Raw genomic sequence first — 21,766 nt, 5'->3', positions numbered from 1 at the left:
AAAATAGAGAGGATTATGAATATTTCTAAACTCTTCGCATACAAACTCATTTTTTTGATTGGTAGCTGTAGCGTGATTTCTTGCAGTAGTGACGATACCCCGAGAACAAACCCAGTTACTGTTACAGATCCTGATATCGACTTTACCGGAACTGTAGAATGGATAAAAACATTTGGAGGTAGTAACGAAGATAATGCCTTATCACTGGTGGAGACTGATAGTGGAGAATATATCCTTGCAGGATATACTCAGAGTAATGATGGAGATATCACAAGCAAAACTACTACTGATAGCGATTATTGGGTATTAAAACTCACCCAGAAAGGAGAAATTGTATGGAGCAAAACCTATGGTGGAACCGGAGACGACAGAGCCGAAAAAATTATTAAGACTACAGATGGCGGATATGCATTAGTAGGGTATAGCAGAAGCAATGATAATGATGTGAGTGAGAATGAAGGATTACAAGATTACTGGATCGTTAAATTAAATGCTACTGGCGATATACAATGGGAAAAAAGTTTTGGTTTCTCAGGAATTGATCGCGCTTTTTCGGTAATCCAAACAAATGATGGAGGGTATTTTATTACTGGATTTCTGGACGTAACTGCAAGTGGAGGTGATGGCAATGATGATAATGACAGAAAAAATACTCCACAAAAACACGGTGTTGGAGAATTCTGGGGTATTAAACTCGATGCTGCCGGCAATAAAGAATGGAGACGTTATTTTGGAGGTACCGATAATGATCGTAGTTATGATGTTATCGAGACAGAAGACAATAATTTTTTAATGATAGGCTCCTCAGAAAGTGTTGATTTTGATATAACAGCCAGTAAAGGAAGTTACGACTTCTGGGTCGTAAAAGTAAATGCTGCTGGTGACAAAATCTGGGAAAAATCTTTCGGAGGTTCAGAAATTGATGTAAGTTATGGTATTGCTGCCGCAGGAAATGGTAAATATATAATTGTAGGTGACTCCAGAAGCAATGACGGGGACATTTCTAATGCGAATGGAAATGCAGATTTATGGATAATACAAATCGATACCAATGGAAACCTGATCTGGGAAAAATCGCTGGGAGGTACCCAATTTGATACAGGAAGAGACATTAATAAAACCCAAAATGGTAATTTTATCATAACAGGAAACTCCAGAAGTAATGATGGAGATATTGATCAAAATAAAGGTCAAAGCGATATACTTAATATTTTGATAAAATCCAATGGAGATGTTTTATGGAGATCTACTACCGGAGGAACAGAAGCAGAATTTGCTACAGGCTGTATAGAAACAGCTGATAAAAAAATTGTAGTAGTTGGTAGTTCTGAAAGTAGTGACTTAGATGTCCAAAATAATAAAGGATCTAAAGACGCAATAATTGTAAAATATAACTAAAAATGAAAAAATTAAGCACACTCATCCTAATATTTTTAACAATCATTTCTTGTAAAGATGATGATAACACCGTAGGAACAGACACAGATACTATAGGAACAGTGAATTTTGAATTTAAAAACAATGTAGGTAATGATCTTATCGACTTAAATACAGGCTCATATACCAATCAAAGTAACGAAACGTATACTATCTCAGAACTAAAATATATAGTCAGTAATATTGTTTTGATCAAAGATAATGGGGATGAATTTACATATCCCGTTGCTGATAGTTATTTTTTGATTAATGAGGAAGTTGCCGAAAGCAAAAAAGTGAATCTTGTTGACATTCCATCTGGGACATTTACCAAGATTAAATTCGGGATTGGAGTTGATCAATCCAAGTATCCTCTTAATGGTGTAAATAATTTTATACCTACGGCAGAAGAGAGCGAAATGTTATGGTCTTGGTCCGCAGGATATAAATTTATTAAATTTGAGGGCGCCTTTACCCCATCAGGAGGTACAATGGCTGATTTTATATTACATATAGGAAGTCATGGAACTACCTTGGATAATTATAAAGAAGTTTTATTAGATTTACCCGGTGAGCTAACCATAGGAGACGGAACCACTTCCAACGTTGCTATCACCGCAGATGTTGCAAAAATATTTGATAGTACAAACACACATTCATTAGAAGTTAAAAGTGATATTCAGGTAGATCCAGAGAATGCTCCAAAATTGGCAGAAAATGTAAGCACCATGTTTAGTGTTGCTACTGTATCTAATTAAAGAGTATAAAGAAATAAATTTATTCGAATGAAATATTTGGCATATATACTTCTTATTGTTGTTGGTGTTGCGTGTAGTTGCAGTTCTGATAAAGAAGCATATGTGCCAATTTCTGAGAATAAAGAATTAGAATTTATAGTTCCTTCCAATTTTCCGGAACCTACATATAATGTAAAAATGAATCCCCCAACAGAAAAGGGCTTTGAGTTGGGTAAAAAACTTTTTTATGATGGCAGGCTAGCATCTGATGGTGTGGTGTCTTGTGGATTCTGCCATATACAGGATTTTGCCTTTACACACCATACCCATATCGTAAGCCATGGAGTAGATGGTGCTTTGGGAACCAGAAATGCACAACCACTTCATAATTTAGCATTTATGAAAGAGTTTACCTGGGACGGAGCTGCTATTCACCTGGATCTTCAGCCGATAATACCGATTACTGCAGAGGTAGAGATGAATGAAACGTTTGGAAGCATTATTAAAAAACTGGAAGAACGACCAGAATATGTAGAAATGTTCGCAGAAGCATTTGAAGATAAAAAAATAAACTCTGATAATATACTCAAATCTTTATCACAATTTATGATTATGATGATTTCATCTAATTCTAAATATGACAAGATTGAAAGAAATGAAGGTTCTGTTTTTACAGCTGATGAAACAGCAGGCTTCGAACTTTTTAAATCAAAATGTGCTTCCTGCCATTCTGGTACGCTATTTACAGATCAATCTTATCGTAATAATGGATTACCCGTTGATACCTTATATAATGATATCGGAAGAAAAAGAGTTACAGGATTAGCCTCTGATATCTATAAGTTTAAAGTTCCTACACTGAGAAATATAGAACTTAGTTTTCCATATATGCACGATGGCAGACTAAAAACATTAAAAGATGTTCTGGATCATTATAGTGATGGAGTTACAGATTCTGAAACACTAGATCCTCTTTTCAGGAATGATGATAACACTATTTCTGGAATCCCTTTGACAGAAGAAGAGAAACAATATATCATTACATTTTTAAAAACACTTACCGATGATAACTTCGTAAACGACAGTCGTTTTTCTGAGTTTTAAGTAGCTCCTCATAAGTTATTGTATATAAAATACTTACTGCTTCACTCCTTGAGAACCACTCCAGTATATTTATTTTTAGGTATTATACCGTATTGAATAATAGACACATTAAAAAGCTATTAGAATTTGTCTAATAGCTTTTATGTTAGAGAATTTTAAGGTAAAAACGGTCTTATACGATTTGTGATTAAAAAATTCGTATAAATTCATTGAATTATTTTTTCTTTATGCAAGGCAAAAAAATCAAGCATAGCTATAGCTACGGTTTATTTTTTAAACGAAGTAGAAAGGAAAAAGAAACGATGAATATGCGAAATTTTTAGTTATAAATCGTATTAATCACAGTGTTTACGATGACACTCCGTCATTGTATAAGCATATGCAGCGGTACATGCAAGAGCAGCCAGTCCGCCGGTTGCCGTTCCTACCGTAGCCATACAAGCCGTATATGCTGTGGTAGCTGCTGCTGCACAAAGAGTATATCTCCAACTACAACCTCTTCTTTTGATGTAAGCATAATTCTCAATGTCTTTTAGATTCTGAAGCCCGATCTCGATAGTTCTATCAGTAAATTCCTGAGTAGGAACTTCTATGATATCATTGTAATTGCGTTGCATATACGAAGTAACGAGTGCTAATTCATCCTTGATCCTGATAATTTTTTGATCTTTAAAAAGCTCATTAATCTTTTTAGAATTACCACTTTTATAGAAATCATATAGCGCATTCGGGGCAATATTGTTCTCTTCTAAAATAGCAAACATTTCTTGTATTAGCTCGTCTTGCAGCTTTTCAAATTTCAAAAATTCAGGATCAGCTTGCATCTCCATAAACCTTTTTTCAATAGTTACTTCTGATGTGTTTTCTACTGCGTCTTCTGTAATATCCTCACTGCAAGAGAAGGAAAAAGCTAATAAACTAAAAACAATAATTGATTTAAATTTTTTCATAATAGTATAGATTTATGTTTAAATAATTATGATTTGCGCAAATCAATTTTATATGCTTATTCTCAAGAAAAACACCTTGTTAAAGTTATAAAAGTATTGCTCCGGTATATACTACTTATTCGCAGGTAGTTTAAAATATTTATTGAACGGTAAGAAAAAGGTGATGACCTGATGTTTATTGATACAAGTTATTGGTGTATATAGATGGTAACTCTGGTACCTGGTTCAAGAGTATTATCCACATCAAAATTTTCAATAAATAATCTGTTTTCTGGGTGAGTAGAAAGAATTCTTTCTCGAGTTGCTTTTGATCCAAACGAGGAGTTTTCATTACTGTATTGTAACTTAGACGCATTTTTCCTACCAATACCATTATCTATTATTTCTATTTTTACCATTTTTCTATTCAGTCTTTTAATCGCAATTAGTAGTCGTTTTGTTCCTTTTTTGTGATAAAGCCCATGCCAAATTGCATTTTCTATAAAAGGTTGAAGACAAAGAGGAGGTATCTCAATTGTCATGAGATTTGTTGTTATATCACAGGCAAAAAAGAAGCCTCCCTTAATTCTTAGCCTTTCTAAGTTAATATAGCTTTCTATCATAGCTACTTCTTCGGATAATGGGATCATTTTTTCTGTCGAGTTTTTCAGAACTTTTCGAATTAATTTAGAAAACTTCGTCAAGTAATCTGAAGCTTTCTCAATATCGTTTTTGAGAATATAATTATTTATAGAATTAAGTACATTAAAGATAAAATGAGGGTTCATTTGTGATTTAAGAGCAATAATCTTAAGTTCTGAAACTTCTGTATAGCTTCTCATTAATTTCAATTGAGCTTCTTTCTTTTCTTCTGAAATCAATTTGATTTTATTGCCAATTGCCAAAGCAAAAATTAGAATTTCTATAATAGCTCCTATTTCCATAAATAGTATAGGATCATACGGTAATCCATTCCTGAAAAAAGAAAAATAAAGACTGATATTAGCCAAAATGACATAAATAAGTGATCCCAAAATCAGTAATTTGACTTGCGAAGCTTCTATCTTGTACACTATAAAATAGCTTATAAAAGCAAAAAAAGTCATTACAATCAATAAAATTGTTACGATTGTAAAAAGTTCTTTTGGAGATATCATAAAATTAAGGATACCTACTAAAAAAATAAAACTGATAAAAACCCATCTGGTTACCCAAAAAACGCTATCCCAATAAGGTATACACTTTTTTGTTTCCAATAATTCTCTGATAAAAGATATATAAAATGAATACGCTAAAAACTGGATGCCATAAAAAATGACAGGGGTTCGATTAGAAAAGAATTCATCATAAAAAATAATAGAGCCATAGTAAGAAAAATAAATAAGAAGGCAAATTACATACAAGCTATAAAAAAGAAAAATTTTATTCCTGCTCAGGAAATACAATAATAGGGGGTAAAGAGAAATAACAAATAACACTCCCTGTATCCAAATATTAAAGTATATAAATTTCAAAAAAGAAAAAATTAATCCATTTTAGCAAGAAATGTAATTTTGCGGTCTCTACTAATACTTACATATTCTCCATTACTCATTCGTATGACCCCTCCCTGGCTTTTTTTATATTCCTGTACGTGTTCCAGATTAATACAATAAGATTTATGAATTCTAAAAAAACAGGATGTTGGAAGTGGCTTTATAACTTCTTTCAATGTTTTGGATAAAAAAAGTTTACGATTATCAGTTAAAAATATGGTAGTATAATTTCCCTCGGCCTTTAGCAGAACAATCTCATTCTTTTTAAAAAAATAGATTACTCCATTTACACAAAGTTGAATTCTTGATTGTTTATTATTGGTTGCTAATTTAATACGTTTACAAAGCTTATTATAAACCCTTACCAGATCATCTTTATCGATGGGTTTAAGCAAGTATTCAAACACAGAAAATTTTATAGCTTTTAAGGCATAATCTTCAAAGGCTGAAGTAATAATAACAGTAATCTTTTTTTGATGTAAAGACTCTAAAATATCAAATCCCGAGAGTAAAGGCATCTTTATATCTATAAAAATACAATCCGGATTTATATTTTCGATAGTCTCTATGGCATGCAGAGGATCCGAAACAGAAGCAACAATCTCAATACCTGGGCAATATCTGCAAATTTTCCATTCCAGTGATTGAATTGCATCTTCCTCATCATCTATCAAAATTGACTTAATTAAACTCATTTTTAAATGATCTTTTACATCCAAAAAACCAATTTATCTTGTCCTTTCCTCTTTGTCTGTATGCTTAACGCAAAACTTCTGATAATTTACCTAATAAAATGTTATAATAATATTATGATTTTGTGAAGTTTTTAATTGTTGAGAACTATATAACTTAGTTTTATAAAATACCGATAGCTTTTTACTATTTTAGTATATGTTAGATAAATGTTAGGTTATGCAAATAAAACCTACATATGTAGTATATTTGCATTCAATTTAGAATTAATCTATTTTAGAAATAAAATAATATGATTAAAGTATCAGATACAGCTAGAAAGAAAGTCGTAGAGCTCATGACCGATGATGGTTATGACGCTTCTTTAGATTATGTACGTGTAGGAGTTAAAAGTGGAGGTTGTTCAGGTTTATCTTACGATTTAAAATTTGATAAAAACCAGGAAGACGGGGATAAAGTATTTGAAGACAATGGTGTAAAAATTATTGTAGACAAGAAAAGTTTTCTATATCTAATCGGTACCACTTTAGAATATTCCGGGGGACTTAATGGAACCGGCTTTGTATTTAATAACCCAAACGCTAACAGAACTTGCGGTTGCGGAGAAAGCTTTTCCCTTTAAAAATTAATAAATATTCTGGAATACCCAAGTAACTGTAAGATGGCATATACTGAAGACGACTTAAAGAAAGAATTAGAAACTAAAGAATACGAGTATGGGTTTTATACAGATATAGAATCTGATACATTTCCTGTTGGTCTTAATGAAGATATTGTTCGTGCAATTTCTAAGAAAAAGGAAGAACCAGAGTGGATGACACAATGGAGATTAGAAGCATTTAGGGTGTGGAAAGAGATGGAAGAACCAGCATGGGCTAATGTAAACTATGAAAAGCCTAGTTTTCAGGACATTTCATATTATTCTGCTCCTAGTAATAAACCAAAATATGATAGCCTTGATGAGGTAGATCCTGAGTTACTGGATACCTTTAAGAAATTAGGGATATCTATTGATGAACAGAAAAAGCTAACAGGCGTCGCTGTTGATATTGTTATGGATTCTGTTTCGGTAGCAACTACATTCAAAGAAACATTAGGAGAAAAAGGAATTATATTTTGCCCAATCTCTGAAGCTATTCAGGAACATCCGGAACTAGTTAAAAAATACCTTGGTTCTGTAGTGCCACAAAAAGATAATTTTTATGCAGCTTTAAACTCTGCAGTATTTAGTGATGGTTCATTTTGTTACATTCCCAAAGGTGTTAGATGCCCGATGGAGTTGTCAACGTATTTTAGAATTAATCAGGCAGGTACTGGTCAATTCGAGCGCACCTTGGTTATTGCAGATGAAGGGAGCTATGTTAGTTATCTGGAAGGTTGTACAGCGCCATCACGTGATGAAAACCAACTACACGCAGCTGTAGTAGAACTTATTGCACTAGATGATGCAGAAATAAAATATTCTACAGTTCAGAACTGGTATCCCGGTAATGCAGCAGGAAAAGGAGGCGTGTATAATTTTGTTACCAAAAGAGGAATTTGTGAGAACAATGCCAAGATTTCCTGGACTCAGGTAGAAACAGGATCTGCAGTGACCTGGAAATACCCTTCCTGCATTCTAAAAGGAGATAATTCTGTAGGTGAATTTTATTCTATAGCCGTTACAAATAATTACCAACAAGCAGATACAGGAACTAAAATGATTCATCTGGGTAAGAATACCAAAAGTACAATTATTTCTAAAGGTATTTCTGCAGGAAAATCTCAAAATAGTTATCGAGGACTGGTACAAATCAATAGTAGAGCGACCAATGCACGTAACTTTTCTCAGTGTGATTCTTTATTGATGGGCAATGAATGTGGTGCTCATACGTTTCCCTATATTGAAGCAAAGAATAAAACAGCTCAAATAGAGCACGAAGCGACAACCAGTAAGATCGGAGAAGATCAGATCTTTTATTGTAATCAAAGAGGTATTGATACAGAAAAAGCAATCGCTCTGATTGTGAATGGTTTTAGCAAAGAAGTATTAAACAAACTTCCTATGGAATTTGCGGTAGAGGCTCAAAAACTTTTAGAGATCTCTCTGGAAGGTTCTGTAGGGTAAACTTTATAACTAACTAATAATCATATTAATGAAAAAATTGACCCTTCTAATCGTATTAAGCTTTTTAGTTTTTTCCTGTAAAAACGAGAAAAACCAATCTTCAGATGTAGAGCCTTCCATAATTCGTGGAGAATTTATATTAATAGATGATGCTGGTGTGATAAAAGGAAAAGACTTTATTTATGGAGTAGTTCTGGATGATATGGCCAAAGAATTAAATAAAAAAATAAAACCTTTACAAAGAGAAGAATATGATATGGTACCTGTCGTAATTAACGGGATCATAAAACCAAACCCTAAAGACGGCTGGCCAGAAGTAGTAGAGATAAAAGAAATCGTAGGTGTAAGTGCTCCAACCTCAGAATTACCGACTAAAATAAACTCGTCCGAATCAGGATCAGTAGAAAGTGATACTGCGGCTACCGAACAAAAAGAAAATTAGTAAAAAGACCCGAACGTTTCATATGGTGACTTATAAAATAAAAGTAAAAAAGTATATTTCTTTATTAGTTCTTTTTCTGATTATTATAGGGTGCAATGAGACGAAAAAAGAAAATCCGGATACCACGACGATTGCTCCTGTAGAAATTGAGAAACCTAACATAAAACTTTACACCTTTGACGGAGGTAAAGTGATAGCAAATAAATTAGAACTTTTTTCACAAGACACTACATATCAAGGTCAATCAAAAGAATTTTCGGATGCTTTTTATGTAATAAGTCACCCAAAAGGTAATTTAATGTGGGATGCAGGTCTTCCAGAAAATTTAATAGGTTTACCAGAACCTTTTACAGATCCTACAGGATCTTTTACAGTATCTAGAAAAGACTCCGTAGTAAATCAATTACAATCAATCGGGATGAGTATAAAAGATATCCAATATATCGCATTATCTCACTCTCATTTTGATCATACCGGGCATGCCAATACTTTTAGGGATGCCACATGGCTGGTACAAGAAGTAGAATATGATTCTATTACCAGTCCAACGAGTCAAAAAACAAATACTGACAACTATAACGCAATAAAAGAATTAACGAAGATTAAAAAGCTTACTGGTGATTTTGATGTATTTGGTGATGGATCAGTAGTGGTTAAATCTATGCCGGGGCATACTCCTGGTCATCAGGTATTATATCTTGACTTAATAGAGCACGGACCACTATTATTGTCAGGAGACTTATATCATTTATACGAAAATAGAATACACAAAAGGGTACCGATATTCAATTTTGATGTAGCTCAAACCCTAAAAAGCATGGATACATTTGAAGAATTTGCAAAAGCAAAGAATGCAAAAGTTTACTTGCAACACCAAAAAGAAGATTTTAATAAACTGCCGAAAGCACCTAAATATTTAAATTAAGAGATGATGCTGAAAATAAAAAATTTACATGCAAGTATTGAAGACAAAGAAATTCTAAAAGGTCTTAGCCTAAATGTAAAAGCCGGAGAAGTCCATGCAATTATGGGTCCCAATGGTGCCGGTAAAAGTACCCTGGCAGGTATTGTTGCAGGAAAAGAAGAATATGAAGTAACAAAAGGTACTATTTTACTTGAAGAAGAAGATATAGAAGAATTAGCAGCAGAAGAGCGTGCACATAAAGGTATTTTTCTTTCGTTTCAATATCCGGTAGAAATACCAGGAGTAACGGTTACCAATTTTATGAAAACGGCAATCAATGAAACCAGAAAAGCACAAGGTTTGGAAGAAATGCCTGCGAAAGATATGCTAAAGAAAATTCGCGAAAAATCAGAATTGCTGGATATCGATCGTAAGTTTTTATCACGTTCTCTTAATCAAGGTTTCTCTGGTGGAGAAAAAAAGCGTAACGAAATATTTCAGATGGCTATGATGGAACCTAAGCTGGCCATATTAGATGAGACAGACTCCGGATTAGACATTGATGCGCTTAGAATTGTTGCTAATGGAGTTAATAAACTGAAAAGTAAAGATAACGCAGTTATAGTAATTACGCATTATCAGCGCTTATTGGATTATATCATTCCGGATTATGTACACGTATTATACGATGGTAAAATTGTAAAATCCGGAACTAAAGAATTGGCATTAGAATTAGAAGAAAAGGGATACGACTGGATCAAAGAAGAAATAAATGCTTAATTGATCAAAAGTTTTCTATTCTTAGGGTTTCATAATATATATACTATATAATGGCAACAATAAAAAGATTTGAAGACCTCGAAATCTGGCAGGAATCCAGAAGACTAGCTACAGAGATTATTGTAATTTCTAGCACAACAGAGCTGAGAAGCGATTATAAGCTTAGCGATCAGATAAAAGGATCATCTGGTTCTGTTATGGATTATATAGCTCAGGGTTTTGAAAGAGACGTAAGTAATGAATTCAGACAGTTTCTTTCTCTTGCCAAAGAATCGGCAGGCGCAACCAGATCTCAATTGTATAGAGTTTTTGATGCAAAATATATCGATGAAAAAACATTAAAAATATTGATTAATGATTATGAAACCTTAAGCAAAAGAATTTCATCATTTATTAATTATTTAGATAAAAAAGATTTTAAGGATAGTAAACATAGAGAATCGAAAACTTAAATCTTGAAACAAAAAAACTTGAAATAAGAAAATGGAATTGAAAGAAAAATTAGTATCCTCTTTTTTAGCTTTTGAGAATACTGTTGATGTTGATACAGCTGTTCATGACATTAGAAGTAATGCCATTAAGGTTTTTGAAGAAAAGGGATTTCCTACCAAAAAAGAGGAAGCCTGGAAATATACATCATTAAATACAGTATTGAAACATGATTATAGTATTTTTCCCAAAGAAGAAAATGCGCTAGAGTTTAAAGATGTAAAAAAATACTTTCTGTATGATCTTGATACATATAAAATAGTATTTATCGATGGTAAGTATTCTTCTCATTTATCCGAAACTACCCATGATAAGATTGATGTATGTTTAATGTCTTCTGCATTAGCGCAGGATAAGTATAAACCTATTATAGATAATTATTTTAATAAAATTGCTCCAGAAGATGGAATTACATCTTTGAATACAGCTTTTTCTAATGAGGGCGCGTATATATACATTCCTAAAAATAAATTAGCAGACAAACCCATACAGATTATACATTTATCTACTGGTAGTGAATCCGCACAGCTGCTACAACCTCGTAATCTTATTGTAGTAGAAGAAAACTCACATGTACAGATTATAGAACGTCATCAGAATCTAACCGATAATGCGGTATTGACAAATTCTGTTACAGAAATTTTTGTAGACAAGAGAGCTATTGTAGATTATTATAAAATCCAGAATGATCATGAGAATGCCTCTCTAATAGATAATACATTTATTGAGCAACACGCACAAAGTGTAGCCTCAGTACATACTTTTGCATTTGGTGGTAATATTACGAGGAATAACCTTAATTTTTACCAAAAAGGAGAAGGAATTGATTCTATACTAAACGGCGTTACAATTCTGGAAGGCAAACAGCATGTAGATCATAATACATTAGTGCATCATACAGAACCAAATTGTGAAAGTCATCAGGATTACAAAGGTATTTTTGATGAAAAATCAACAGGTGTATTTAATGGTAAAATAATAGTAAATAAAAAAGCTCAGAAAACCAACGCCTTTCAATCTAATAATAATATTTTGCTAAGCGATAAAGCTTCTATCAATTCTAAACCACAATTAGAGATTTTTGCTGATGATGTAAAATGCTCGCACGGTTGTACTATTGGTCAATTAGATGAGCAGGCACTATTCTATATGAGATCCAGAGGGATTGGAGAAAAAGAAGCCAGAGCGTTATTAATGTACGCTTTTGCCAATAATGTACTAGAAAGTGTAAAAATACCGCAATTAAAAAACCGAATCAATAAACTGATTGCTAATAAACTTGGAGTTAATATTGGATTTGACTTATAATAAATAAGAGCAGGTAGTATTTACCTAAGTATATATGCATGTTCTTTTATTGATTGTTACCCGATAATCGAGATTTAAATACGCTGAGGCTTGTCTTGAAATTGATTTTTTTTTCAATAAATGCCTCATTGGCTTGCTCCGAGGTAGTTTACTATATAAACTATTTTGCTTAGAAAGGCGATATATAAAGCTATAAGGATAAGAATTTTATTCTTTGATGGTCTTAAAGATTACTTGAAATGTTGTACTATAGGGTATGCCAAAAGAGTAGTTACATTATTTTATAGTATAATAGAGTAGTAGGTGAATCACAAGGTATACTTCTTCCTATTTGAGAATAAGTAATTTTAGATGGCAAATGTGGTATCACAGACTAAACAAAGTCTAACAAAATGAATTATAAGTCGCTACTGATGCTTTTTAGAGTATGTTTAAAAAGAATACAAATTGAAAATCAATAGTTTGAGGTTCTGAATATACTTCAAATGATGAGTATATCGAGATATTTACATTAATTTGAAGTAACCTCACGGTTCTTAAAATATTTGTTTTCAAGAAGTAAGGTTTTTAAACAAGCTCTTATCATCATTTTGGTGTGGACAGGAATTCATGTTTTTTCAACAACTGTCGTCTAATTTTTTCTTTTTGATTTTCTGAATTATAACAGCATATTATTTTTTTGTTTTACCACTTACTATAATAACAATTTCTCCTTTTGGGGGTTTATTCTCAAAATGTGATTGCACTTCTGCTACGGTACCTCTGATAGTTTCTTCATGGAGTTTACTTAGTTCTCTGGAAACAGAAATTAATCGATTTTTCCCAAAATTTTCCCCAAAATTCCCAAGTGTTTTTAGTAATTTGTGAGGTGATTCATAAAAGATGATAGTTCTGGTTTCTTCTGCCAATAATTTTAATCGAGTTTGCCTTCCTTTCTTTATAGGGAGAAAACCTTCAAAAATAAATTTATCATTTGGCAATCCGCTATTTACAAGTGCTGGCACAAATGCAGTAGCTCCGGGAAGGCACTCTACATCGATTTTATTTTCTATACAAGCTCTGGTTAATAAAAACCCAGGATCACTAATAGCAGGAGTTCCGGCATCACTGATTAAGGCAATAGTTTCTCCACTCTTCAGCCTCCCAATGATAGCATCGGTTGTTTTGTGTTCATTATGCATATGGTGGCTGTGCATATGCGTTGTAATTTCATAGTGTTTTAATAATTTTCCACTGGTGCGTGTATCTTCTGCCAGAATCAGATCAACTTTTTTAAGTACTTTGATAGCACGAAAAGTCATATCTTCCAGATTACCAATAGGTGTGGGAACAAGGTATAATTTAGACATGTAGTATTTTAAGGTCTTATTTTTTTTCCTGAAGCATAGGATATGATCAAAAAGATTAATCCCAGTGTTGCAAATAGTCCCTGTCCATCATCTTTTACCTGATGTGCTGTAAAGGCTAATGCCATATCAAAAAAGAACCCGGCATAGGCCCATTCTTTGATCCAATTCACCTTGTTAGAAAGAATCGCAATAATTCCTAAAATTTTTGCGATAGCAAGAGGAATTACAATATAAGTTGGATAATCCAGGTTTTCAAAAAAACCTTTTACCATTTCTGTGTTCCTAAAATACATCTGTGCAGAAAATAACATAATTCCACACATTGCAACAGTAGCAATCCAGTATACAATCTTCATATTCTTTATTTTATCACTTTTGTCGAAAAAAAATCAATACCCTTAGGGCATCCCAAGAAGATTTTAATCCTCTGCGAAGAATTAAAATTCATACTTACTACTCACAATTTGCATAAAACGTTCTTCATATTCTTCTTTGCCTTCCCAGTTATTGTAGTCAGGTTTCACCATATTTTTCACAAATTGTCGTGCTCCACTTTTACTATTTAGGGTATTTAATTGCGAGAGTACACGATTATAATCCGTAGAACTTCCATCAAAAAGATGTTTTATAAACGCCAGGCGATCATTAAGCCCGATATTAATTCCTTTTTTTAACTGATCATTTAGTGATTTAGGTTTTTCTTCTATCGTATTAATCTTATCGAGAATCGGCATACTTTGTGGAACCGATCCGGTAGTTTCTTCTCTATCATTTTTTTCATAAACAGATTCAGAAATTATAATGTCTTCTTCGGTAACTTTAGTTGCTGGTACAAAAAGATCTTCACTAACCTTCTCATTGATTTTCTCGATGATAATTTCTGGTTTAGAAGGTTCTTTAACTATTTCAGAAACAGCATATTCTGATTTTTTAGTTTCTTGTAATGGTTCAGGTTCTTTTTCAACTTCTGGAGCAGGATCTAGGCGTACAACTGGTGTTGGTTTTATCACTTTTTTTTCCGCTGCAATTGGTGCTTCCAGAATACTTCTTATTTGACCAATAGTAGGTTGTGGATCAGAAAAATGAGACTCAGCAAAATTAAGAATGGTCAGTTTTTCATATAGTTGCCTTGCCTCTTCCTGTAATTTAGAAAGTGTGGCTCCATCTTTGAGTTGTAAAATCCTATGTGCAATACTAATAAGTTCTGCTTCCGCTTTCTTCTTCATAACTTTCTTATACCTTTGGGCTGTGCTTTTTGTTTTTTAATAAATTTACCTCATCTTTAGAGTTATACCAAATAAATAAACGATTAGTAATATTCTCAGATCTATTTGGTATGCGAATACCTAGGGGTTTCTTTTAATTGATGCTGAAAAATACAAAATGTTTCTCGAAAATACAGTAAATCATAAAGAGCAATTTGGTTGGATAGAAGTTATTTGTGGTTCTATGTTTTCTGGTAAGACGGAAGAACTGATTCGCAGACTGAAACGAGCACAATTTGCCAAACAAAAAGTAGAAATTTTTAAACCTGCAGTAGATGTGCGCTACGATGACGAAATGGTAGTTTCTCACGATGCAAATGAGATTCGTTCCACGCCTGTTCCCGCAGCTGCAAATATCAGAATTCTTGCAAATACCTGTGATGTTATTGGGATTGATGAAGCACAATTTTTTGATGATGAGATTGTCAGTGTATGTAATGATCTCGCTAACCAGGGTATTAGGGTCATTGTTGCTGGGTTGGATATGGATTTTAAGGGAAACCCTTTTGGACCTATGCCAGCGCTTATGGCTACAGCAGAATATGTGACCAAGGTACATGCAGTCTGCACCAGAACAGGAAATCTGGCACAGTATAGTTTTAGGAAATCCAAAAAAGATGATTTGGTATTATTAGGAGAAACCGATGAATACGAACCATTAAGTCGCGCAGCTTATTATAAGGCAACATTAAAAGAAAAGCTAAAGAAAATAGAAGTTCAAGATCCCGAAGAACTATCTGAAAAACCTGATACGTCTGATGAGTGACACAAAAGAAACGATCCTGGAGATCAATCTGGCTCATCTTACTCATAATTATATATATCTAAAAAGTAAGCTTCATCCAGATGTTAAATTGTTAGCTGTAGTAAAAGCCAGAGGATATGGCAGCGATGCTATAGCCATGGCAACCCATCTTCAAAAAATCGGTGTAGATTATTTTGCTGTAGCATATGTTTCAGAAGGTATTGCACTTAGAGAAGCTGGCATAAAAACCCCAATACTAGTATTGCATCCGCAAGTTGTTAATTTTTCTACCTTGATCAAATACCATTTGGAGCCCAGTATATATAGCACACGGATTTTAAGAGAATTTATAACGATAGCAGAAGAAAAAAATCAAAAAGAATACCCTTTGCATATTAAATTTAATACTGGGCTAAATAGATTAGGCTTTTGGGAAAATGACATAGACTATATTATTAATAGGATACAAGAAACTAATGCAATTAGAGTGACTTCTATCTTTTCTCATTTGGCTGCCAGTGAAGATCACAACGAGAAAGACTTTACCCTTGGGCAGATTAATTCTTTTAAAAAAATAACTTTAGAAATGATTGATAGGTTAGGATATGTACCCATACTACATCAATGTAACACTTCTGGAATATTAAACTATCCTGAAGCTCATTTGGATATGGTACGTGCAGGAATCGGTTTGTATGGATATGGTAATGAGGCTAAATATGATAGTGAGTTGAAACCGGTAGCATTTTTAAAATCTATTATTTCTCAGATTCATACACTGGAACCGGGAGAAACATTAGGGTATAATAGAGCTTTTACTGCATCGCATTTTACTAAGACCGCTACAGTACCTATAGGTCATGCAGATGGTATTAGCAGGCAATATGGCAATAAAAAGGGATTTGTAACTATTCACAATAAAAGAGCCTATATTATAGGTAATGTCTGTATGGATATGATCATGGTAGATATCACTGATATTGAATGCAAAGAAGGAGATGAGGTTGTTCTTTTTGATGATAACTCATCAGCAAGTGTTATCGCCGAAAGTGCGGGAACAATTTCTTATGAATTACTTACAGCAATCTCACCACGAATAAAACGAGTGATTATCGATAATGAATGATCTTTATCGAAAAAACAATTACTTAAAAACAAATAAATTGTTAATAAATACTCCTTTTTTGTTAAATTAGTAAAATACTAATCATCTAAAATTTAATAAAGTATGGGATTTTTTAAAGATTTTAAGTCTTTCTTGTTGAAAGGAGATATTATTGCCTTAGCTACGGCTGTTGTTATAGGTGGTGCATTTAACAAAATTGTCGGTTCTGCAGTAGCAGATATTATTATGCCAATTATTGGAGTAATTACAGGAGGAACAGACTTTACACAAAAGTTTATTGCACTTGATGGAGGTACTTATGAAAGCCTTGCAGCTGCAAAAGAAGCAAAAGCTGCGGTTATGACATATGGTAATTTAATTCAGGCAATTATTAATTTTATTATTGTTGGCTTGTTTATTTTTATGGTGCTTAAAGCCTATGAAAAATCTAAGAAAAAAGAAGAAGCTGCTGCTCCGCCGCCACCTGCTGGTCCAAGCCAGGAAGAATTGCTGACAGAAATCAGAGATCTACTTAAAAAATAAAAAATGTCAAATTATATATAGTTACCGCTATACTACATATTCTAACTAAACCGCCTTATGTAAGGCGGTTCTTTTTGTTAAATGTTATATATTTAACAAAAAGTTTAAATTGATACAATTTCAAAATAAACAACCCAACTATTATAAAAAATTCTCACATTTGCTTGATTTTAAAAAAAGATCGACTTTTGTATTTATATAAAAGTTGCTAATAAATAATTATATAAAGCAGATGAAAGTAGCTGTCGTAGGTGCCACTGGATTGGTAGGAACCGTAATGTTAAAAGTATTAGAAGAACGTAATTTTCCCGTAACAGAGTTAATTCCTGTAGCTTCAGAAAGATCTGTAGGCAAAAAAATATCTTATAAGGATCAGGAGTTTTCTGTTGTAGGATTGGCTACTGCCATAGAAATGAAACCAGATGTTGCATTATTTTCTGCTGGAGGTGATATTTCTCTGGAGTGGGCTCCAAAATTTGCTGAGGCAGGAATTACTGTTATTGATAATTCTTCTGCCTGGAGAATGGATCCTACAAAAAAATTAGTAGTACCCGAGATTAATGCTAAAGAGCTAACAAAAGATGACAAGATTATCGCTAATCCCAATTGTTCGACAATACAATTAGTGATGGCGCTGGGACCACTGCATACTTCTTTTAAAATTAAGCGTGCTATAATCTCTACCTACCAATCTATAACAGGAACCGGTGTAAAAGCTGTACAGCAGTTAGAGAATGAGTATGCCGGAGAAAAAGGAGAAATGGCATATCCTTATCCTATCCACCGTAATGCAATACCACACTGTGATGTATTTCAGGAAAATGGATATACCAAGGAAGAAATGAAATTGGTGAATGAAACTCAGAAAATCCTTGATGATCGCACCATTGCTGTAACAGCAACGGCCATAAGAATCCCGGTAGTTGGAGGGCATAGTGAAAGTGTAAATCTGGAGTTTGAGAATGATTTTGATGAAAATGATATCCGTAAAATTCTTAATGAAACTTCTGGAGTGACTGTACAGGATAACCCAGAAACGAATACCTATCCGATGCCAATTTATGCAGAAGGAAAAAACGATGTCTTTGTCGGAAGAATTCGAAGAGATCATTCTAGAGAAAATGCTTTGAATATGTGGATTGTGGCAGATAATTTACGTAAAGGAGCAGCAACCAATGCAGTTCAGATAGGAGAGTATCTGATTGAAAATAAGCTCATTGGGTAAGAATTTTTACAATATTTTATGATCCCTTGCTATGTCAATAGCAAGGGATCATAATTTTTAGACTGTTTTGTTTTTTTATTTAGGAGTGTAAGGTTTTTAAGATTCTGTCTTCTAATGTTTTATAGAATAATTAAAAATGACAAAGCAATGAGCACTAAGATAATTTTGATAGTAAGAATATTATTGGGAATACTATTAATCATTTTTGGCAGTAATAAATTTATTGGGTTTTTGCCTGATTTTGAGTTTGCCAATCCAGATGCTGGAACTCTTTTTGGCGCATTGGCTACTAGTTATATTCTCAAAACTGTAGGACTGATTGAAGTGATTGTCGGGCTTCTATTAGTAAGCAATAAAGCCGTACCATTTGCACTGATATTAATGGCCCCTATTTCTGTAAATATAATTTTGTTTCATGCCACACTGGATCCAGCAAATATTGGACCAGGAGCATTTGTATTCTTAGTAAATTCTTTTTTGATATACGTCAACTGGAATGTATATAAGCCACTGTTTTAGTATAGATTGCAATAAAATTTTGACTTTTTTCGTTTTTTCGAATATAAAATATTTTGACTGCTCTTATGACAATGAGATAGCAATATGTTGCTAAACCCCAAAGCATCATGGTAAATGTGTAATTTATAGCTATTTTATTGATAGAGCAGTCTTTTTTTATACTTTCTTTAGCATTTTGCCGTAGGACTTTTAATAGATTTGTGAGTTACATCAAACTAATTCATCATGAAAAAAATCTTTTTTACACTATTTTTGATTACGTCTTTACTAGGATGTAAAAACGAAACAAAAATAGAAACTGCTAAAACTATTATTCCATTGAACTATCCAGAAACCAAAAAGGTAGATACCATTAATACATATTTTGGAACCGAAGTAAGAGATCCATACAGATGGCTCGAAGATGACAGAAGCAAAGAAACCGAAGGTTGGGTTACTGCACAAAATAAGGTAACTTTTGGATATCTGGATAGCATTCCTTATCGAGATCAGTTAAAAAAACGATTGTCTGGTTTATGGAATTATGAAAAGGTAGGTTCCCCTTTTAAAGAAGGTGACTATACATATTTCTATAAAAATGATGGTTTACAAAATCAATATGTAATCTATAGGTTCAAAAAAGAAGGAGATAAACCTGAAGTCTTCTTAGATCCAAATACTTTTAGTAAAGATGGTACCACTTCTCTTGGGGGAATAAGTTTTTCTAAAAACGGGAAACTATTGGCATATTCGATTTCTGAAGGAGGCAGTGACTGGCGCAAGGTTATTATAAAGAATGCAGAGACAAAAGAAATTATTGAAGATACATTAGTTGATATTAAGTTTTCTGGAATGTCCTGGAAAGGTAATGAAGGTTTTTATTATTCAAGTTATGATAAGCCAAAAGGTAGTGAGCTTTCAGCAAAAACCGATCAACACAAGGTTTATTATCATAAATTAGGAACTTCTCAAAAAGAAGATGCCCTTATTTTTGGTGGAATTCCAGAAGAAAAACACAGATACATTGGTGGCAGTGTAACAGAAGATGACACCTATTTAATTATCTCTGCAAGTATATCTACCTCAGGGAATAAACTGTTTATTAAGGATCTCACAGTGCCTGATAGCAAACTGGTTACTATATTAGATACGACTGACAGTGATACGTATATTATTGATAATGTAGGGTCTACATTATATCTTGTAACGAATCTTAATGCTCCTAATCAAAAGATTGTCACTGTTGATGCCAAAAATCCAACTCCAGAAAACTGGAAAGATTTTATTCCGGAAACTGAGCATGTACTGAGTCCAAATACTGGAGGCGGTTACTTCTTTGCAGAATATATGGTGGATGCCGTTTCTAAAGTACTACAATATGATTATGATGGCAAATTAATTAGAGAAGTAGCACTGCCTGGTGTAGGAAGTACCAATGGTTTCGGTTCCAAAAAAGAAGAAACAGAACTCTATTATTCATTTGCTAATTATAAAACCCCAGGGAGTATTTATAAGTATACTATTGCTTCGGGTGCATCAGAATTATACCGTAAACCTAACATTGATTTTAATTCAGATGACTATGTGAGTAATCAAGTATTTTATAGTTCTGCTGATGGAACAAAAATACCGATGATTATTACCCATAAAAAAGGACTGGAATTAACAGGTAAAAACCCAACCATATTATATGCTTATGGAGGATTTAATATTAGTCTTACTCCATCATTTAATATTGCGAATGCAGTATGGATGGAGCAAGGAGGAATTTATGCAGTACCCAACCTGAGAGGTGGTGGCGAATATGGTAAAAAATGGCACGATGCAGGAACCAAAATGCAAAAACAGAATGTATTTGATGATTTTATTGCAGCGGCAGAATATCTAATACAAAATAAATATACATCCAGTGACTATCTTGCGATTCGAGGAGGTTCTAATGGAGGGTTACTCGTTGGAGCTACAATGACCCAACGTCCGGATTTGATGAAGGTAGCCCTGCCAGCTGTGGGAGTATTAGATATGCTACGTTACCATACATTTACTGCAGGAGCAGGCTGGGCATACGATTATGGTACAGCAGAGGATAATCAACAAATGTTTGAATATCTAAAAACATATTCTCCTGTACATAATGTAAAAGAAGGGATACAATATCCCGCTACTCTTGTAACTACAGGTGATCATGATGATCGTGTAGTGCCAGCTCATTCATTTAAGTTTGCAGCAGAATTACAAGCAAAACAAACTGGAGCAAACCCTACATTGATTAGAATAGAAACCAATGCAGGTCATGGAGCGGGAACGCCTGTAGCTAAAACAATAGAGCAATATGCAGACATTTTTAGCTTTACATTTTACAATATGGGATTCGAGGTATTGCCAGAACAGCTACAAGAGGAGGTAAAAGGATAATATTTAATTAGTTGTGTATTTAAGTCCAGTAGCTTTTGGTAAAAGACAAATTACTAAAAGATGAAGTTATGACTTAAATACACAACTTTGGTATGTGCCATAAGTAAATAGATCATGTAATACGTGTCATTGCTTGTATAAGTTAATTATTGAAGTTTAAAAATTGAGCTTCAATTA

Annotated in this window: 22 protein-coding genes; 16 read left to right on the top strand and 6 right to left on the bottom strand. The window is 33.4% G+C overall.

Going from position 1 to position 21,766, the window contains the following annotated elements; genetic code table 11:
* Positions 1-15 precede the first annotated feature (15 nt).
* From F0000_RS03820 to F0000_RS03810, 3 genes are read left to right on the top strand one after another with little or no spacing between them, the layout of a single operon-like run.
* Complete coding sequence (locus F0000_RS03820; protein WP_149623380.1) at positions 16-1,398, top strand: hypothetical protein; 1,383 nt, start codon at positions 16-18, stop codon at positions 1,396-1,398.
* Positions 1,399-1,400: 2 nt separating this feature from the next.
* Positions 1,401-2,174 (top strand): MbnP family protein, encoded by a 774-nt coding sequence (locus F0000_RS03815; protein ID WP_149623379.1) that lies wholly within the window; start codon positions 1,401-1,403, stop codon positions 2,172-2,174.
* Between the two features lie 27 nt (positions 2,175-2,201).
* The gene (locus tag F0000_RS03810; protein WP_149623378.1) at positions 2,202-3,257 is read left to right on the top strand and encodes a cytochrome-c peroxidase; all 1,056 of its coding nucleotides are present in this window, start codon (positions 2,202-2,204) and stop codon (positions 3,255-3,257) included.
* A gap of 335 nt (positions 3,258-3,592) precedes the next feature.
* Here F0000_RS03810 and F0000_RS03805 read toward each other — a convergent pair whose 3' ends face one another.
* The 3 genes from F0000_RS03805 to F0000_RS03795 form a co-directional block, all read right to left on the bottom strand.
* On the bottom strand, positions 3,593-4,207 hold the full coding sequence (locus F0000_RS03805; protein ID WP_149623377.1) for a hypothetical protein: 615 nt from the start codon (positions 4,205-4,207) through the stop codon (positions 3,593-3,595).
* A gap of 188 nt (positions 4,208-4,395) precedes the next feature.
* Entirely contained in the window at positions 4,396-5,700 is a 1,305-nt protein-coding gene (locus tag F0000_RS03800) for a sensor histidine kinase (RefSeq protein WP_188112014.1), read from the bottom strand.
* 11 nt (positions 5,701-5,711) lie between these two features.
* Positions 5,712-6,416 carry a LytTR family DNA-binding domain-containing protein gene (locus tag F0000_RS03795; protein WP_149623375.1) on the bottom strand — a complete coding sequence of 235 codons (705 nt, stop codon included), beginning with the start codon at positions 6,414-6,416 and terminating at the stop codon, positions 5,712-5,714.
* Between the two features lie 290 nt (positions 6,417-6,706).
* Here F0000_RS03795 and F0000_RS03790 point away from each other — a divergent pair, with 290 nt between their 5' ends.
* The 7 genes from F0000_RS03790 to sufD are packed head-to-tail and all read left to right on the top strand — an operon-like array spanning position 6,707 to position 12,444.
* Positions 6,707-7,036 (top strand): iron-sulfur cluster assembly accessory protein, encoded by a 330-nt coding sequence (locus tag F0000_RS03790; protein WP_149623374.1) that lies wholly within the window; start codon positions 6,707-6,709, stop codon positions 7,034-7,036.
* Between the two features lie 39 nt (positions 7,037-7,075).
* The gene (sufB, locus tag F0000_RS03785; RefSeq protein WP_149623373.1) at positions 7,076-8,521 is read left to right on the top strand and encodes a Fe-S cluster assembly protein SufB; all 1,446 of its coding nucleotides are present in this window, start codon (positions 7,076-7,078) and stop codon (positions 8,519-8,521) included.
* Positions 8,522-8,549: 28 nt separating this feature from the next.
* Entirely contained in the window at positions 8,550-8,963 is a 414-nt protein-coding gene (locus F0000_RS03780) for a hypothetical protein (protein ID WP_149623372.1), read from the top strand.
* A 22-nt stretch (positions 8,964-8,985) separates the two neighbouring features.
* Positions 8,986-9,888 carry an N-acyl homoserine lactonase family protein gene (locus tag F0000_RS03775; RefSeq protein WP_149623371.1) on the top strand — a complete coding sequence of 301 codons (903 nt, stop codon included), beginning with the start codon at positions 8,986-8,988 and terminating at the stop codon, positions 9,886-9,888.
* 6 nt (positions 9,889-9,894) lie between these two features.
* Positions 9,895-10,647, top strand: a complete 753-nt coding sequence (gene sufC / locus F0000_RS03770; RefSeq protein ID WP_149623370.1) for a Fe-S cluster assembly ATPase SufC — start codon at positions 9,895-9,897, stop codon at positions 10,645-10,647.
* A 50-nt stretch (positions 10,648-10,697) separates the two neighbouring features.
* Positions 10,698-11,099, top strand: coding sequence for a four helix bundle protein (locus F0000_RS03765; RefSeq protein WP_149623369.1), 402 nt, complete (start codon positions 10,698-10,700; stop codon positions 11,097-11,099).
* Between the two features lie 31 nt (positions 11,100-11,130).
* Positions 11,131-12,444 carry a Fe-S cluster assembly protein SufD gene (gene sufD / locus F0000_RS03760; RefSeq protein WP_149623368.1) on the top strand — a complete coding sequence of 438 codons (1,314 nt, stop codon included), beginning with the start codon at positions 11,131-11,133 and terminating at the stop codon, positions 12,442-12,444.
* 671 nt (positions 12,445-13,115) lie between these two features.
* Here the strand turns inward: sufD and rsmI are convergent.
* The 3 genes from rsmI to F0000_RS03745 all read right to left on the bottom strand — a co-directional run bounded on the left by rsmI (position 13,116) and on the right by F0000_RS03745 (position 15,019).
* Positions 13,116-13,793 carry a 16S rRNA (cytidine(1402)-2'-O)-methyltransferase gene (rsmI, locus tag F0000_RS03755; protein ID WP_149623367.1) on the bottom strand — a complete coding sequence of 226 codons (678 nt, stop codon included), beginning with the start codon at positions 13,791-13,793 and terminating at the stop codon, positions 13,116-13,118.
* Between the two features lie 8 nt (positions 13,794-13,801).
* Complete coding sequence (locus F0000_RS03750) at positions 13,802-14,149, bottom strand: DoxX family protein (RefSeq protein WP_255452606.1); 348 nt, start codon at positions 14,147-14,149, stop codon at positions 13,802-13,804.
* A gap of 81 nt (positions 14,150-14,230) precedes the next feature.
* Positions 14,231-15,019, bottom strand: a complete 789-nt coding sequence (locus tag F0000_RS03745; protein WP_149623365.1) for a hypothetical protein — start codon at positions 15,017-15,019, stop codon at positions 14,231-14,233.
* 157 nt (positions 15,020-15,176) lie between these two features.
* On the opposite strand from F0000_RS03745, the gene F0000_RS03740 reads away from it, so the two are divergent.
* The 6 genes from F0000_RS03740 (at position 15,177) to F0000_RS03715 (ending at position 21,589) form a co-directional block, all read left to right on the top strand.
* Positions 15,177-15,824, top strand: a complete 648-nt coding sequence (locus F0000_RS03740) for a thymidine kinase (protein WP_149623364.1) — start codon at positions 15,177-15,179, stop codon at positions 15,822-15,824.
* Positions 15,817-16,929: an alanine racemase gene (gene alr, locus F0000_RS03735; RefSeq protein ID WP_149623363.1), complete on the top strand. Its 1,113-nt coding sequence runs from the start codon at positions 15,817-15,819 to the stop codon at positions 16,927-16,929. The genes F0000_RS03740 and alr overlap by 8 nt, the downstream gene beginning before the upstream one ends.
* 102 nt (positions 16,930-17,031) lie before the next feature.
* Entirely contained in the window at positions 17,032-17,451 is a 420-nt protein-coding gene (gene mscL / locus F0000_RS03730; protein WP_149623362.1) for a large conductance mechanosensitive channel protein MscL, read from the top strand.
* Between the two features lie 232 nt (positions 17,452-17,683).
* Positions 17,684-18,676 (top strand): aspartate-semialdehyde dehydrogenase, encoded by a 993-nt coding sequence (locus tag F0000_RS03725; protein ID WP_149623361.1) that lies wholly within the window; start codon positions 17,684-17,686, stop codon positions 18,674-18,676.
* 147 nt (positions 18,677-18,823) lie between these two features.
* On the top strand, positions 18,824-19,195 hold the full coding sequence (locus F0000_RS03720) for a DoxX family membrane protein (protein ID WP_149623360.1): 372 nt from the start codon (positions 18,824-18,826) through the stop codon (positions 19,193-19,195).
* 225 nt (positions 19,196-19,420) lie between these two features.
* The gene (locus F0000_RS03715) at positions 19,421-21,589 is read left to right on the top strand and encodes a prolyl oligopeptidase family protein (RefSeq protein ID WP_149623359.1); all 2,169 of its coding nucleotides are present in this window, start codon (positions 19,421-19,423) and stop codon (positions 21,587-21,589) included.
* Positions 21,590-21,766 lie beyond the last annotated feature (177 nt).

This window comes from Aquimarina sp. RZ0 (genome assembly GCF_008370685.1).
In the GTDB taxonomy this organism is placed as follows: Bacteria; Bacteroidota; Bacteroidia; order Flavobacteriales; family Flavobacteriaceae; genus Aquimarina.
This window is presented reverse-complemented; position numbering and strand designations above follow the sequence as displayed.